The sequence below is a fragment of the Pandoraea sp. E26 genome (genome assembly GCF_000681415.1).
Lineage (GTDB): Bacteria > Pseudomonadota > Gammaproteobacteria > Burkholderiales > Burkholderiaceae > Pandoraea > Pandoraea pnomenusa.
This window is the reverse complement of sequence record NZ_AYXJ01000002.1, coordinates 84835-100421: the sequence shown is the minus strand read 5'-3', so window position 1 is coordinate 100421 and position 15587 is coordinate 84835. Positions and strand designations below refer to the sequence as shown.

Annotated in this window: 12 protein-coding genes and 1 pseudogene; 1 reads left to right on the top strand and 12 read right to left on the bottom strand. The window is 58.3% G+C overall.

All coding sequences use genetic code 11. From position 1 onward, the window contains the following. Positions 1–82: 82 nt before the first annotated feature. Together W930_RS30710 and W930_RS25450 are read right to left on the bottom strand one after the other, a co-directional pair. Positions 83–558 (bottom strand): annotated as a pseudogene (locus W930_RS30710) (DDE-type integrase/transposase/recombinase); the annotation flags it as partial. Positions 559–621: 63 nt separating this feature from the next. Further along, positions 622–858, bottom strand: coding sequence for a helix-turn-helix domain-containing protein (locus tag W930_RS25450; protein ID WP_028730730.1), 237 nt, complete (start codon positions 856–858; stop codon positions 622–624). 1244 nt (positions 859–2102) lie between these two features. Between W930_RS25450 and W930_RS25445 the strand changes: the two genes are divergently transcribed. Next, positions 2103–2354, top strand: coding sequence for a hypothetical protein (locus W930_RS25445; RefSeq protein WP_235195469.1), 252 nt, complete (start codon positions 2103–2105; stop codon positions 2352–2354). 269 nt (positions 2355–2623) lie between these two features. Here the strand turns inward: W930_RS25445 and W930_RS0100485 are convergent, their stop codons facing one another. From W930_RS0100485 to W930_RS0100440, 10 genes are all read right to left on the bottom strand, one after another. Beyond that, entirely contained in the window at positions 2624–5287 is a 2664-nt protein-coding gene (locus W930_RS0100485; protein WP_028730729.1) for an AAA family ATPase, read from the bottom strand. Positions 5288–5463: 176 nt separating this feature from the next. Further along, a complete protein-coding gene (gene gmtX, locus W930_RS0100480; RefSeq protein ID WP_028730728.1) occupies positions 5464–6153 on the bottom strand; it encodes a gamma-mobile-trio protein GmtX in 690 nt (229 codons plus the stop codon). Then, complete coding sequence (locus W930_RS25440; protein WP_036655628.1) at positions 6150–9212, bottom strand: integrase family protein; 3063 nt, start codon at positions 9210–9212, stop codon at positions 6150–6152. Before W930_RS25440 ends, gmtX begins: the two co-directional genes overlap by 4 nt. After that, positions 9209–10591, bottom strand: a complete 1383-nt coding sequence (gene gmtY / locus W930_RS0100470; RefSeq protein ID WP_023873649.1) for a gamma-mobile-trio recombinase GmtY — start codon at positions 10589–10591, stop codon at positions 9209–9211. The genes W930_RS25440 and gmtY overlap by 4 nt, the downstream gene beginning before the upstream one ends. A gap of 22 nt (positions 10592–10613) precedes the next feature. After that, positions 10614–11480 carry a DNA/RNA non-specific endonuclease gene (locus W930_RS0100465; RefSeq protein WP_023873648.1) on the bottom strand — a complete coding sequence of 289 codons (867 nt, stop codon included), beginning with the start codon at positions 11478–11480 and terminating at the stop codon, positions 10614–10616. A 70-nt stretch (positions 11481–11550) separates the two neighbouring features. Further along, positions 11551–12006 carry a DNA/RNA non-specific endonuclease gene (locus W930_RS25435; RefSeq protein ID WP_023873647.1) on the bottom strand — a complete coding sequence of 152 codons (456 nt, stop codon included), beginning with the start codon at positions 12004–12006 and terminating at the stop codon, positions 11551–11553. A 52-nt stretch (positions 12007–12058) separates the two neighbouring features. Further along, positions 12059–12331: a hypothetical protein gene (locus W930_RS25430; RefSeq protein ID WP_145929443.1), complete on the bottom strand. Its 273-nt coding sequence runs from the start codon at positions 12329–12331 to the stop codon at positions 12059–12061. 32 nt (positions 12332–12363) lie between these two features. Continuing rightward, entirely contained in the window at positions 12364–13008 is a 645-nt protein-coding gene (locus tag W930_RS0100450; protein WP_023873645.1) for an FMN-binding negative transcriptional regulator, read from the bottom strand. Between the two features lie 232 nt (positions 13009–13240). Next, positions 13241–13741, bottom strand: a complete 501-nt coding sequence (locus tag W930_RS0100445; protein ID WP_024788804.1) for a DUF2501 domain-containing protein — start codon at positions 13739–13741, stop codon at positions 13241–13243. Between the two features lie 108 nt (positions 13742–13849). Next, positions 13850–15472, bottom strand: coding sequence for a restriction endonuclease (locus tag W930_RS0100440; protein ID WP_023873642.1), 1623 nt, complete (start codon positions 15470–15472; stop codon positions 13850–13852). Positions 15473–15587 lie beyond the last annotated feature (115 nt).

The following is a 15587-nucleotide window of genomic DNA, read 5'->3' as shown; positions in this document are numbered from 1 at the left end:
GTTGGTTAATCGCCTTGACTTTCGAGGAGGCTGGTTGGTTTAGATTGAGACTATTTTGGCGGTCTCGCTGGCGAGTTTGCCCCGCTTCTGCTGGTGAGATATTTCCGATGGACAGGGTAGCCGGATATGGTTGAACCAGAGCACCCATTGCAGGGTGGCAAGCTCTATCGATTCCCTGAATTTCGGGGGTACCCAGCGGTGAATTAATTCGCCTTTATACAACCCAGTGATGGTTTCAGCCAAGGCACTGTCGTAAATGCTGCCGCGACTACCCCCGACGGTTCAATGCCGACGACGGCAGGTCACTCTGCGCACCGAATGGAAACACATTGCGTCGCTTTGTCCGAAGGGTGGCCCAAAGTATCGATGAGGCCGGTTGGCGGTCGCACAGGGTGTGCTCCTGCGCATCCAGTTCGAAATCTGTACGCATGACGCGGCTCACCCGTCAACTGACAAGGCCCCGAGCAAACGCGTCAATGACGAACGCCACAGACAACCAGCCTTGCCAAGTCAAGACATAGGTGAATCCGACACCCACAAATTGTTAGGTCGTTCGCTTGCCTAGGTCTTCGTTCATCTCAATCCAAATACTAATAGCGCGGCGTCGACTCGCCGCTCTCGTTAGCGACTGATTAAGTCGGAAGGGTCTACCCCAAGCCCAAACGCGAGCTTCTGCAGATTGTCGAGCGTGATGTTAGTCGAAGCTCGTTCAATTTGGCTTACGTACGTCCGATGGAAACCGCATTCGACGCTGAGCAATTCTTGGGAAATACCCTTTTCCAAACGCAGTCTCCGGACATGGTCTGCCAGCCGGCGCCGGAGATAGGGGGCGAGGTCGTTGTTATCAGTGTCGGTCATGGCCCGGAGGTTGGCCCAACATGACCTTTCCGTCTACCGCGCAAACATATACTGCCCAAACATCTACCGTGTAAACATATACAATGCCAACATTCACGGCATATTTTTGGCTAGGAGGAGTTGTCGTGCATCGACATTTCCTTGAAGGCAAGCGCCTCATTAAGGCGAAACGACGGAGGTTCTTCGACAATGGTCCACAGCGCGCATCATGCCCAGAAGTCACTCAACTGCTCGCCGGCACACAAGCCACAGCGCGTTAGAGAGACTGCGGAGCAGAGTCGCCTGATTTCGCAATATCCGTTGCTTTTTCGCGCGGCGCGGAATCCGGGGGCGTACCCGTCAAACTTTGCACACTTCGGCATTCAATGTGGCCGCGGCTGGTATCCAATCGTTGAAGCTGCGGCACGAGAAATTGAGCACGAGTTACGCACGATGTGGTGCGACCAGTCTCAGGCCCCGGAGAGTCTGTCCGCCATGGACGAATGGCTCCTTTCGGGAAGACGCGTGTACCCCGTACTTCCATTTTGCACAGACATCAGCCAAGTCGCTGGTGAACTGAAGATGGAACTCCAAGATGGATACCTTTGCGACATAGACGCGTGGGGACGTATTCGCAAATCCGTTGAGAGGGCGGTGTCTAAAGCCCGTTCAGTGTGCGAAAGCTGTGGAGAGCCCGGGAAGTTTCGGGCGATTTATTGGCGGCACGTGTACTGCGATGGATGCACAGCCCCTTTTCACTTCGACTCTTCAACGTCGTAGCTCCGTCTGGCCGTGGACAACATTTTCACAGCCAGGCTTGAGAGCCACGAAATGTCGCAGCGACACCGAGACATTCTCGGAAAACTCTACGGGCCACCGACTGGCGGGACAGGTCAAGTGTTTGCGTTATCGATGGCTTATGCGGAAGGGCTACCTCTACGGCCATCGATTGCCATCATCTCAATCACTGCACCGGAACGCCCCTCCAGCCATTATCGGCGGCGTCGTTCACGTACTGCGTCTGAGCTTCGCCGACGTAGATTTCCTCAATCCGGACACCCGCATTCGTAGCTACGAGTTTCCGGTATCACGCGGTTTCATCGCTTTTGAAACTTCTCACCCTCGATGAAACCGTACCGATTTCGAGAGGGGCTCATGGCAAGTACAACTTCGACTGGGGATGGTTGGAGCAATAAACTAGGAAGTGAGCGCCGTCACTCACGTTCGTCCAGAGTGAGTCTGCCACACCGGAAGAAAGGAACACGATGATGCCTTCTGAGAATCAAATCGACCTGGACATTGCACTTCGCAAATTGCACGACCTAGCGTTTGCGGATGGCGACGTGGGTTACGAGTATTGGTATCGAGTTGGTGAGTTGCTAAAGCGGGCAGCTGGCATGCAGTCGGAAATTGACGCATTGTCTCAAGAACTCGAAATTTGCCGCGCGAAGCAGAAAAAGTACGTCGCCGCCATAGAATCCATCGGAGCGCCAGGCCCGCTGCGGCAGCGCTACTGACAGGGTCTGACCGCCGCTATCGGCTTAGTCGTCAAAGACCCGAATTTCGCTCAAGCGCCCGCGGACGTATTGAAACGCACAGAAGACCAAGCGCCAGGATTTCGAGCCATTCTTCTCGACGAATTGAATAAACTGGAAGCGTTCAATCGCGCCAGATATGGCCTGACACTGCCATTCGTACAAACCGGATTGACGCCAATCGCTCCCACTAGGCGCGGGTAGCGCCGCGAAGTTGTTCGTTCTTCAGCGCTCACGAGACGAACATGCCATCAACGTCCGCGGCGAAGGTCTAAGGAAGCCAGCCCCTCCAGAGTTTGTACAACCAGCTCCACCTGGTCACCATCAAAGTCATCTCGGTCCGCCTCCTCATGAGTTCCTTTGTTCAAGTAAGTCCAGATGAGATTGGTTGATGGGATTCCTAATATGCGGCCCAAGGCTTCCAGGATTGGTTCCTTGTTTGGGTGAGTGAAGGTTCTCGCGTCACGTAACTTTTTGGCAAGAGCGTCACAGAGATTCCTGAGCGCTGGTTCAGCTCCCGCGCCAGCGAGGGGCACAGTGAGCGTACCCAAGTCGTGACTTCCCAACCAGGACCAAATTTTCTCTGAAAGCATTTCTAGCGCTTGCCGAGAAGCCGCCAAGGCCTCACGGTCGTTCAATGCCTCGCGTGCGGCGCGAGCTTTCACGATGTAATTTGCGCTCGGGACATTTCGAGTGACGCGCGGGTGATAGTCACCAGTGTGGTGACGGAAAAGATAGACCACGCAATCGTTTCGCAGCGAGGTAGGTAGATGCTGCTGAATGTCCTTGATGAACTCGTTGCTATGGCACGTGACGATAAATTGGACATCTGCAAAGGTGCCGCTCTCGAACAGCGTTTCGCGAATTCCGCCCCGGTGGTCGTGGTCGATTGCGTTAATTGCGTCGTCGAAGACAATCGTCGGACACTGCATGCTTTTCGCTTTGGCTAAGAGAATTGCTAACCCGAGACAACGAATGTGCCCTTCGCTGAGCACATGCAGTGCATCCACGCGATGCTGCGGATTACCTCTGAATGCGATTTCAATCTTTTCCTCGGCTGTCACGGGAAGGCGGAGTGCGCAAAGTTTGTCGGCATCGAGGTCGTTGCGATTGAAGGCGTTATACAAACTTAATGCGGTGTCGTTGAGGCCGGCCATCAACTGGCCGGGTAGCTGGTCTCGGTACACCTTTAGCTTTTCAAGAAACTGGTCGTACGTCGCCTTCAAGGGCGCATCCCGGTCGATAGCAGCTTTCTCCTGTTCCGCATCTGCGATAAGGTCCGCATTGGCGGTATCGAAAGCTGCAATGCGACCTTTGGCCGCGGTGATGTTGTCCGTCAACTGCTGCCGGCGAAGGTCTTGAGCTTGCACTTTCAGTCGAAAATCATTAAGCCGCCTCCGCTCGGCTATGTATGGCTCGCGTTCTTGCTGCGCCTTACGCGTTTGAGTATCCTGGTCCTCGATGCGCTCGGCCACCTTTAGTAGTTCTTCTAGAATGTCAGTAATGGTCTCTGCTGATTGCGGCAGAGTAATGTCGCGCCACCATTTGCCAGCGGGCACCGCGGGCAAGGAAAAGAGAAAGCGTGCTACGAGCGTTTCCTGCTCCTGCTGAGCTGCAAGGAATTGGGAGACGCTCGCAAGCGCAAGGTGAAGCACACGCGCTGCCTGTTCGAGGTCGCTTTGCGATGCACGCTGTTTCTCTTGCAACACCCCCAGCTCCTTCAACCCGTCCAATCCGGCACCAGCCTTCGTGTAAGGGTTTGTCATGACGTGCTGTGGCCCGCTCAATGGTGTGTCGCACGCTGGGCACCGCTCGCCAGTGGACTGCTGCAACGCTAGCACAGCGTCATACAGACTTTTGAACGACACCTGTTCGCTGCGGGCTTGCAATGCAGCCCCGTTCTCGTCAACGCTGTGCTGGTGTCGGCATACAGTCTCTAACGCGTCGACAAGTCCCTGACGCGTAACGCCGAAGACTGGTGGCGTCACACGCTCAAGAATCGCTTCCAGCTCTTGAAGCCGACCAGGACTCTCAGCCGAGCCAATGAGTTCCTTGAGCATGCGGTATGTGGTCCCGGCAGAGTATTCGTTTGCTAATTCCGCCTCTTCCTCGGTGAGTTTCCGCAGTGTTTCACCTTCTGCGTTGACCGTTTGCTCGTCATTGACAAGGGCAGTGCGATTGGCAGTCAGCGAGGCTTGTTTCGTTCCGACAAGTACAAGTTGACCGTCGATACTCTCATTGAAATTGCCGACAAAGTCATTGAACTGTTCCATGCCGAACAGGGTCGCAATCAGTTCAGCGCGTTGAGCTGTTGGTCGCGCGGCAATTCGCGAAAAGGCGTCGATTCGATTCTTTTCCACGAAGCAGAAGCGATAGGTGTCCAGATTAGCGACCACCTCGAAAGCGCGACCTTGGTGGTCCATAGCTAGGAGTGTAGGCTCGGCGAATAACCGAGCATGGACATTCGCAAGATAGATACGGGGATTGATTCTCTTGCTATCGGCTTCTGCGACTTCCCCCAACAGCGCATATTCAAGTCCTTCACACAGACTCGTCTTCCCACTGCCGTTCGGTCCGTAGAAGAGGACAATTTGCTTTGTCAGGTCGAAGGTCTCGGGGGTCCTGAAGCCGCGAAAAGGGCCAAGCGTGAATTCTCGCAGCCGTTTCCACGGCCACGCTCCGTCAGCCGCCTCTGGCACCTCCGTGGGTACCATATCAGCGGTTGCGCGGAGTACGTTCCGCGCTAGCGAAACAAGATAGACAGAGCGCTGACTCTTATGTCTCGAGGTAGCTGCCAGTTCGTCGAAGTTCTGAAAGCACAGATTTGCGAGCTGTCGAACTTCTGGGGAGACCGCTCTATCGGGAGCATAAAGCCACCGAACAAAGCGTTCGAAGTCCCGTTTGGCGGCCCGCATAACTTCTCCTCTCTGTATTGTTGTAATTGCAGGTGAGTGCGCGGACGCGCGACGCTCGCGTCTGTGCTGCCGCTCTCAATCCAAAACGTTGTTAACGCTAGCGCTCAGCGAAAAACCGCGATTGGCGTTCAGGCGGAGAAGCAAAGCTTAAACGATACTTTCGCCTGCGTGAAGGCTCAGGCTCTTCCCAGAATTGTCTGAATCGCGGTAACGAAGGCGGGCGGGAAAAACTTGTCGCCATGAACATTCTCTATGCTGCCGTCCTCTCCGACATGCAGCCCTTGTTGCGCCAAACGCGAGCGGTCAATACCCTTGCGGAGCGCATTTACGAGTCGAGGAGACAGAGTGCTCCCGGCTGCGGCAGGCGCTCGTAGCGACGGTACAGCTTCAGCGGCCACCCGAGATTCGAGCGAGGCTCCCACCTGTAGCGCCTTGAACGCCGCGTGCAGATTGTCGTTGACAACCTTCAATCGCTTGGCCTCATCAAGCGCAAACCGAATGGTCGCTCGAATGCTGGGGTCGATTATCAGGTCGAGCGCCTGCTCCACGTTGGATTTGGTCTTGGCGACATACCGCGTGGCTCCGCTGACAGCATTTGCGTAGGCCGTGATGATTTCGCGGTAATGGGCGCCCTGAGTGTTGCGGAGGCTTTGCGTTTTCGGGCCGCTCATCTTTTCCAGTCGGCGACCGACCTCAGCAAGGGAATAGTCCCGGCCTCCTTCGTGGCGGATGGCGTTGAGCACTTCCCACACCTTGTCCAGGTTCTCGACCTTAGACGGCTTGGTCGCCGCGTTGCGGTGTACTTGATATAGCCTTCGGGCATCCTTGAGAATGTCCGGGGCAGTCGCGGGTAGTTGCTCGGTCATACCTGCTCCAAAATATGGTGCGCCCGGGTAATTGCCAAGGTCTTGGGCTCAAGATGCTCAAGTTGGTCGACAAAGGCCTTTTCGAGTCCAACCGCTCGCAGGGTAGTACGGCCGTCCACCAATGCGTGCACCGTGTTGGCATCCATCCTGGCGTAGAGGAACTCACTCATTGCGTTGGCTGCATGTAGCACATCCTCGTCATCGAGCAGGGAGAACTTCGATTCATAGCCGGAATTGCGGAGCATCCGGTCAAACAAGCGCGCCCGCTCAAGGTTTGGCTGCTGCCATTTGATGTTCAGGCCGTCAAACAAAGTCGCGCTCGTGCAAATGCGGTTGAGTTGCTCAAACTCGTGCCCCTCGGACAGGACGGCTTCCAACTGCCCCGTGCCTCCAGCCGCGACTAGCGCCACGCCAACAGCCTTGCCGTCGGAGGCAATGCGAACACACTGTTCGGTTAGCGCATAGGCGGCCTGCAAGCTCAGCGCAATGGCATCCACGTCAGATGTCGCCGATTCAAAAGCCGTTTCCGCAATCTCCAGCTCTCGTTGCCGGGGGAAAGGCGTTCCATCACTTAAGGCCGCAGCATGGGCATCAGCCAGGGCATCAAACCGCTCCTGCGCCTTCTCGAACGTGTACGATGCCTTCTTCAACCGATATGCTAGGTCGTTGACATGGGCCTCTAGGCCGAAGAGAAAAGCCGGCCCCGTCATGAAGAATCGACAGCGGGCGCAGTTGGTAGCTCCCCCCGGCACAGCCTGGAAACGCGTAACTCCTGTAGCTGGGTCCGATACCGCAAGGCCTTCATGGCAACGCTTGGCGGCGACCGGACAGATACCATGGTCCATCACCAGCATGCCGACTCCGGTTCCGCTGGCTGCGGCGTCCAAGGCAGAGGTATGACGACAAGCAATCGCCTGTTCCAGTTCTTTTCGGCTGGCCCGTTTGATGAAGCCCACCATCTCCGCTTGCGACTTGCGCAACCGTTCCAGTAGAGCTTCATCCATTCGGAGGCTCAGAGTCTCGGCGTTAAGTTTCGTGTAATAGAGCGTCATCAGCACAGTGGCGTGGCCGACAATCTTCATCAGATATTCTGGGGGTACGCCCTCCTCGTACATAGCCGTGATTATGGAAACCCGCATGCTGTGAAGGTCGAAGGTGGCAGACACTGGCTGTCCCCTGTGGTCTCTGGTCAATATCAGTTTGATGGGGTCACCGTTGCTCAGGGTCTCGCCTGAGTCGGCCAGACGCTTTTCCATTTCATCCATCAGCTTAAGCCATAGCCCTCGTACGCGCACGTCGGTTACGGGCAAGTCCGGGCGAGTCTTACTAGCGGGGTCTCGAAAAAGGAAAAAGTTTGCCCCCATCTTTGCAAGGTCGTCGGTGTGTTTGTTCTTCTTCAGTTCCACAATGTCCAACCATGCAGTAGGCCCCTTGACCGGATTGAATTTTTCCTGCCAGTTGCGCAGCTCCGAAAGCAATTGCAGTGCGTCCTTCTTCTCCCAGGGCATGACATAGCCCTTCACTACGCTCTCGATGTCGGCAGTCTTGTTGGTATTGAAATAGAAGACCGCTCCGTCACTGCCGTCCTTGCGCTTGTAGCGTCGAAATATGCCGCGCTCTACTGGTTTGCCACCGGCCTGCGGACGATGTGGTCCCAAGTTCAGCCCCCATTGCCCACCGTTTTCGTAGCGATAGGTATCCCCTTCGCCGCTATCGAGCATGCGGACTTGGTACGTTCTGGCCGGAAGCAGGAGCTTTATCAGGATGGCATAAGCTCGAACAGGGCTCCAAACGGTCTCGAATTCGCCAGTTCCAGTATTCCGCCAGCGGAAGACATCCTGGATACGGCCAACCTCTCTTGCCCAAGCGAAGTCATTCTCGGTCAGGATATGTGACGCTAGGCTAATTAGCCGGGTAGGCATGGCTTCGCGATGAGTTTCACCCTGATTTACGTTCTTATAGCTAGGCCGAGCATGCGGATTGGAAAATCCTGGCATCAGGACGGGCACTTCGTTGTCATCCGGCTGGGCACAGACCTTGAAGAGCACTTCGTTCAGGAAATCGTGGATAACCGACATAGTCTGCCGGCCCTGGTTGCCCGGAGCCTGGAATAAGGGTGTCGGCCGACGGCGAATATCGAAATATTGAGCCGGATTGCGAGGAAGCTCTGGATGGTCTAGGTGGTGCGTCAAGAAGTTGTTAAGTGACGATTTCCGCTTGCGGAAATTGGCCGGATTAGCTTCCATGTGCTCAACAGCCAATCGTGCCCACTCTGCCATCGCAGGCTCTTTCGTGACCAGCCATGTGAAATTGTCGTCACGCGCCAAGTGACCCATTCTGCTTTTGAAGAATCCAAAATCCTCTGGCACCCACGCAATCGCCTGCTCATGGTGCTCTTCGCGCAAAACGCTTAGCACTCCTTGGATGCCGGCAGACCGCAGCACACGTAGGCGGCTACGCTCCTCAGTCAGATAGAATGTCTTTGGAGTCAAGTCACCGATTTCACTTACCCCCGCCCGCGCCAGCAGATGGTCTACGATGAATCGAAAGTCAGACGCGTCGCCAGAGCCACCGCGGTTGAGATATGAGCGAATTCGGGCCAGATAAGAGATATGTTGCTGAGTAAACCCTGGATTGCCGACCACAAGAGAAGGATTGGTAAACGGTCGTTGCTCACTGGCTGGCCAAGCCACGGCTCCGCAGGACCAAAGCCGTAACATTAGCGTAACTACAAAACGCTGGTAGGCCGCTACGCAACTAGAAGCCACCCTGTCCTGGAACTCGGTAATCAGAATAGTATGTATGCCGACCGCAACGTCTTCGCGGGTTCCGCAATCGCTTAATGCGGCCACTGCAGTACGCAGCCCCGGAGTTGGGCGATGCTCAGGCCGGCTTGCGTCCACATTTGCCAACCACTGGCGAGCAACTTCAGCGACATCGTCATATGAAATTACTGGAGATACCAGGAATTGGTCCATAGCATCGTTGATGTAGACAGTCCGCCCGGTCAGTTCGCTGGTGACGGCTGTGTATCGGTCAAGTTGGCAAATTTGGGTCATTCGGTGTCGTTGAAGTGGCGCAGTGGCGTGACGGATAGGGTGCCAATTGCTGCGGCCACTCCGGCGATACCCTGCTGACGATAGACTTCCTGGCTTTTTGCATTCAGGTGATGCATAGCTACCTGGCCCTCCTTATCGCCTAGGCCAAGGTCATTTAGCCACTGCCCATACCGGTGGCGAAGCCCGTGACTAGAGGTGCCTGCCCACTTTGCGGGTGTCATGCCAATTCGGCGTACCGCCGCCCTGAAAGAGTCATCAAACCCTTCAACTCCGAGGGGCTGTCTGTCCTTGGTAAGGAAGGCCCAAGGCAACTGCGGGGTCACCGGCCGCACGTGCTGGATATACAACCGCCACAGCGTCAAGAAGAGGCGCCCAGCGTTCTTGTCAATCCAGAATACCTGGAAGGCTTTGCGCTCTCGGTGCGTCAAAAGGCAGCCTTTCCATCCCGCACGTCGACGCCCTGTTTCCAGGGTAAGGGGTTTTTTGCCGCCGCAGAAGCGTTGCAGGAAGTCAGTACGAGAAGTTTTTCGGTGGGCGCCGGTCAACGGGTCTGTGTATTTCACCAAGCCTTCGCTGGGTTCATGCACGAGAACCAATGCCAATGTCGGCTCGTCAGGGTCAGTGAAAACGTCATCGACCCAAAGGTGGAGGGGTTCTGATGCTCGGCAGCCGCCATATGCGCAGAGCAAGGTGATAAGGATGTCGCGCAGGTTGTACTTCACCCACGGCCGCGGGTCATTCTCTCTCCCGGGATTGAGAAAACCTTGCCATATCAGTTCATCCAGGCGCTCGGCGGGAAACGCCCTGACCTCTTGCAGTAATCCGTTCCGGTCTCGAGATGGTGCCACTTGGCGGCCGACATATGCATACGGGGCAGCTCGCTGGCGCCCCATAGTGTGAGCAAGGAGGGACGCTGCCTTCATTTTGTTCCACCTGCGCCAGAAGATAAGCTGGTCGGCCGGTGAAACATGTTGGTGAATTGGATTCAGCATCGTGGCGCCGTAACGCCTGTTCAGCCAATCGCTGAATTCCAGCAGGGCCCGCGTTAGCCGTCTCAGATTCTGCTGACTGGTTGCCTGCCAGTGAAGACCATATTCGTCCTTTGCGTCCTCGTACGTGCCAAATCGCACATCATGCAGAAACGCCGTGTAGAGCAAATTACGCTTCGAGGCCTCATAGAACTCTTCTCCGCGCACCGAAAGCCACTCTATAAAGCGACCAATTGCCTGCGCATAGGTCCGTTCCGTAGAGACGGAGGCGCATTTCTCGCGAAAAAACTCAAGTAGCTGCTCGAACGGAACGGTGCCCACAATAAGAAGTATTGTGAGCGAATTAGCACGAATTCTGTCTCGAACTAAAACCGCTTCCGTGTAAATCATCGAGTCATCTGTGCTCAGAGAATCATGACCTTCCTGCCGTCCCCGTGACAGGCACCCCATCTAGCAAGTTAAGCCCTGTGGCTTTTACAAAAGCCGAGTAGTCCATAGGACTTTCAACATGAGCCTCCGCATTGGGGAGTACGTACGCCCACGCACGCTTAGACGACTCGTCATACACCAGCTTAAATAGCCTTGTCGGCTTCCAGACCTTGTTCCTACCAATTGTCTCGTGCCCCTCATCGAAGATGGGACCGGTGTAGACAAATACATTGCCACGGGCGCGCTTTGCGAACTTCCTTACGTCGGATTCGACTTTGCTCCAACTCCTGCGGTTGTTGGCTGGGTCCTGCGGCACCATGTTGGAAAGCGCGAAGGATTGAGCCATGGCTCTCTGATTTGGTGCGTCCGCCGCAGGCGCCTGATGCCCTCGGTCCACTGCCGGACTCTGCCCACGATAGTCACTCAGTTCGGCGCGTCCACTTTTGGGAATGCGGGGGTCTGGGTAGAACTGATTAGTACGTTCCTCACCCTGTGCATCCTTAAGCTGAGCCGCTGAAAGTCTTTCCACTACAACCAATGGCGTCTTGCTGGCTTGTGAATAGACCACAGCAAAACTATCTGAGCACAACGCTATCGCCTTCAGCGCCGGGGATACTAGCGCTGTATCCAGCGGCTTCCCGTTAGGAAAATGCCCCTTGCAGGAGTCGAACGACGCCTGCAGTTGCTGCGCAGAATATAGCGCAAGAGCCTCGTCCCTGCGGAGGCTCTTCGAACGATATTCCTGGTTCTCGAGGGGAACGACAGGGCTTAGCGAATTGCGAGCCTCAGCCGCCGCGAACAAAAGCAGACAAAGGGTCACCAGGCCTGCCCCGCATTTGCGCAGGTTCATAACTTTGAAATTCCCAAATTGCGATGAGTATGTCACATTGAGTATTAATACTCAACATAACATGTTGATTTTATTGAATGAGTATATTTTTAACAGGGTATTGGAGGTGGCCCCGGTCATAGCCTGAGCGCACGTAATCGCGCAGCTCGGCGCGCTCGCTCGCGGGCAGGCGCGATTCGGCGTGGAAGTTGTTCACGCGCGAAATTTGCCGTGCGTCACTCAGCCCCGCGCGCGTGAGGTGCTCGGCCGACCAAAGTGGCGTGCGCGTCACGCCCGAGTGCATGACCCCGAAGGCCCCGAAGCACACTTCGCGCGCACTGCGCGTCAGCGCGGCCTGGGTGATGTCGGGTGCGGCGCCCGACCAGTAATGATCGCTGCAAGCCGAGGCTGCCGCGAGCGCCGACAGGGGCGTCGCCGTGACGGCGGCGACACAGAAAAGCGTGGCAAGGGAAACTGCCAACTGCCCGGCCATCGCGCGCAGTTCGCCTGCGCGCACCGCGGTGACCGTCCTTCGAGACTGCTTCATCGCACTGCTTGGGGGTAAGACTTGAGGGGGTGCGATTGTAGCGGATGAACGGCTATTCGGGGGCCACGCTTCCCGCACCATAGGCGGCGCATTGCAGGGTCTGCGCGGGGCCGAGGTTGCCGCACTCGTCCGCCTGCGCGCTCGGCAGCCAAGCCTGCTCCAAAAAGAGCAGGCAGAGCGTCAGGGCGATCATGAGAAGCAGCGTTTTCATTGCGGCATCCGGGTCGGGTTGCCGCATTGTATGCGCCCGCATCATCAGGCAGACCGTCGCGCGCACCATGAAATTGTTTCGTTTCGTTACCAGCGACGCCCAGCGAACCGTCACGCGACAGTCTCGCGCCGCGTTGCCGACCGGCGTCAAGCGTCGGGGACGTCGCCACGCAAGGCGACGAGCGCCGCGAGCGGTTCGTTCGGCACGCGCTCGGCGCGCAGGCCCCGAACCACGCCGACCCGATCGGGCATCGCGCGATTCTGCGACATCTTGAATTTGCCCTCGATGCGCCGAATCGGAATCTCCACACCGATGATGGCGCGCAGCATGCCGTCGATAAAATCGGCCGGCGCGTCATCGACCGCCCATGGCGTCGCACGCCCATGCTCCTGCGACTGCGTGAGATCGCCCACGAGATTTCGCAACCACGCAGTGTCGTCGATCACGCGCGGCGGCCCCTGAACGTGTACGGCCGCGTAGTTCCACGTGGGCACCACCTTGCCGTGCTCGGCCTTGGCCGCATACCACGACGGCGTGATGTACCCCTGTGGCCCGGTGAAGGCAACCAGACAGTCGCTCGCATCGCGCAGCGCGGCCACGTGCGGATTCGCGCGCGCCAGGTGAGCGCGCAAGACACCCGTCTCGCCTTCATCCGGGTACACCAGAAACGGGATCGAATCGGCCATCAGTCCGTGCGAACCGGCGCTCACCAGCAAGCCGAGCGGAGATTGACGAATGAGTTCGTGCAGGACTTCGGGACGGTCCTCGGTGAAGGCGGCGGGCTGGTACATCGATGACTCCGGGCAAGACGGCGGGGAAGGAATGAATGCCGGATAGCGTACGGCCGGGCGTGGCCCGTGGCAAAGACCCAATATCGATGATTTTTTTGATGCCACGAGAATGCCCGGCGGCATCGCGGCGCGAAAACAAGGCGCCGCGCCGCGGGGCACGACGGATGCCGGCCGGCGCCCCTGCGCCACTGCGGCTCGAGCCGCTCGAGCGACGGGAGCGGATTGAGAGGTGTTAGAGGAACGACTTCGCCTGACTCAGGATCTTGTCGCACACCTGACGCGTGAGTTGCTCCTTGAGGCCACCGCCGTTCAGGTCGACCGTCTTGCCGTCGGGCGACGACAACAGGCCCTTCGCGCCGTCGAGATATCCGGGACTCGCCTCAGGCGAGCCCGACTGCGTGCCGATCTTGCCGAGGAGCTTGTCTTTCACGTCCGTGGCCGAACCGAGGTTCGCACCGCTCAGATAATTGTTCTTGATGCAGAACTGCAACACGCCGGTCGCGTTGCCGATGCTGCCCGAGGTCAGCGAGCCGGGCGATGCCAGGCCGCCCAGGCCACCGGCCAGACCACTGGTGTTGCCGCCGCCCACGGCGTTTCTGAGCATGTCGAGCTGGGCCTGCGCCGGCATCGGCGCCCCGAGGGTCAACGCCAGCGCGACGCCCGCGCTCACCGCGCCGAGCTTCGACCATCCCTTGAAGCCTGCATTTGCCGAATGTTCCGTGCTTCGCGACATACGCTCCTCCGTGAGGTGAATGACGTGGGGTCAGGTCGACTCACTATAGCAGGCCGTCGGCCGGGCACCTCGCCCTACAGTGCGAATGTCACGCGCCGCGGCTCGCGACTAAGCCAGCGCGGCGAACGTGTCGACGGTCTGCGCCAGGCTAACGCTGGCGTCAACGCCAGCATTCTCCTTGAGCAGGAAGACCAGGTGATGGCCCGCCAGCAACTCGATGCGACGATCGCGCGCAAATTCCTCAACGCCCTCGTCGAAGTTGCCGGTCGTGATCAGCATGCCGCGCGCCGCGCCGATCTGCTGCATCTCGGCGAGGATGGCGCGCGCTGCGGCCAGTGTCAGGCGCGCCGCCGGGTCCATCTCCCGATAGATGCGAACGACGACATCGCCGCCAAAAATCGGATGCGGATCCCACGCACGGCACGTGAGCATGCCTGGCGCGTCGCCCGGCAGCAGCGGTGGCCCTTCGAACCCGTGCGAGCGCAGCAGGTGGAACATCACCTGGGTGAAGTCCTTGTCGGGGAGCGTCATCAGATTGAAGCGCCGGTCCACCGCGACATCTTCGTCGGTGACGACCTGCGTCATGTCGACGCCCGCGACCGGCGCCACCGCCTCCAGCGCTTCCGGACGTGCCGACACACGCGCTCCCAGCCTGGCCAGATGGGTTGCCGCGTCGCCTTCGCCCAGCGCGAGTGCCGCGAAATCGCCACGCGCCGCGTGCACGCTCGCCAGACACACGCGGTTCTCGCCATCGCTGGCGTAGACATTGAAAACGATCGCGTTCACGTTGCGCAGCGGATCGGCCGAAAAGAGTTCATGCAGCGAGCGCAGCACGATCTGGCGCAACGCCTCGCCGTATGCCTTGGCGCGAATCGCTTCGCTGGCGGGCACACCGTGTATGGCGGCTTCGGCGACGTTGTACCGATATTCGAGGGCGACGGGCACGGCCGCGTCGAGCGACGGCACGTCGTAACCGATGGCGAGCAGCTTGTGGTTCTCGACGAAATGCGCCGCCAGCGTTTGACGGAAGGCTTCGGGATACGGGCTTCGGCTGAGCACGATGCGCGCGTAGCGGGTGATCGCCGCGGCTTCGCCGCGCAGCAGCGCGCCTTCGAAGTCGGCTACCGCCGCGTTGTGATGCGCGCTCTCCACACGCGCCGCTTCGGTCGCCTTCTGCTGTGCGATCTGGAGAATCATCGAGCCCTGGGTACGACGGATTTTCGACGCCTCGTACTCGCGCTCCGCATGCACGAACTCGCTGCGCGCCTTCGCGACGGCCTGCTCGTACCGACTCGCCGCGCCGGGCATGGCCAACGCGAGACGCCCCGGCTTCTCGGGCGCGAACGTTTCCCACTCGGGCTTGGCCAGAATCTTCGGAAGATGCCGCGTGTCGAGGACCGGCGGCGTATTGCGGGCGCGCAGATCGGCGGGCGGGATACGCAAATCACGTGCAAGGCCATCGGCAAGCAAACGCTCCAGCCGCGCGACTTCAAATTTTGCGCGCGCGCCCAATGCCGCCGCTTCGGCCTGCCGCAGGGCAACCTGCACCTTCTCGCGGGCGGCCGGATCGGCGGCCGGCGCGTCGTCGGCGGCGCGCTGGGCCTGTTCCAGGGCGCGGACTTCCGCCAGCGAGCGCGCCTGCGACTGGGCGTGTTGCTGCTCACGCGTGTGTGCGGCGCGCCAGAATTCCCGCGCCAGACGATCGATGCTGCTCTCGAATCCCCGGTTCACTACTGCCCCCGCATGCGATATAGGTATTGTTCTATCCGGTCAGGTGCCACGCCCGAACGGCTGATTATTATGTCGGGGCCGTGCGCCGGCGTTCCGTCCCGACCGGCAAAATCTG

Bases quoted from the DNA above. Each gene is read 5' to 3' on its own strand.
- W930_RS25450 (WP_028730730.1), bottom strand. From the start codon at position 858: ATGACCGACACTGATAACAACGACCTCGCCCCCTATCTCCGGCGCCGG.
- W930_RS0100445 (WP_024788804.1), bottom strand. From the start codon at position 13,741: ATGTCGCGAAGCACGGAACATTCGGCAAATGCAGGCTTCAAGGGATGG.
- gmtY (WP_023873649.1), bottom strand. From the start codon at position 10,591: ATGATTTACACGGAAGCGGTTTTAGTTCGAGACAGAATTCGTGCTAAT.
- W930_RS0100485 (WP_028730729.1), bottom strand. From the start codon at position 5,287: ATGCGGGCCGCCAAACGGGACTTCGAACGCTTTGTTCGGTGGCTTTAT.
- W930_RS25440 (WP_036655628.1), bottom strand. From the start codon at position 9,212: ATGACCCAAATTTGCCAACTTGACCGATACACAGCCGTCACCAGCGAA.
- gmtX (WP_028730728.1), bottom strand. From the start codon at position 6,153: ATGACCGAGCAACTACCCGCGACTGCCCCGGACATTCTCAAGGATGCC.
- W930_RS25445 (WP_235195469.1), top strand. From the start codon at position 2,103: ATGATGCCTTCTGAGAATCAAATCGACCTGGACATTGCACTTCGCAAA.
- W930_RS25435 (WP_023873647.1), bottom strand. From the start codon at position 12,006: ATGAAGCAGTCTCGAAGGACGGTCACCGCGGTGCGCGCAGGCGAACTG.
- W930_RS0100465 (WP_023873648.1), bottom strand. From the start codon at position 11,480: ATGAACCTGCGCAAATGCGGGGCAGGCCTGGTGACCCTTTGTCTGCTT.
- W930_RS0100450 (WP_023873645.1), bottom strand. From the start codon at position 13,008: ATGTACCAGCCCGCCGCCTTCACCGAGGACCGTCCCGAAGTCCTGCAC.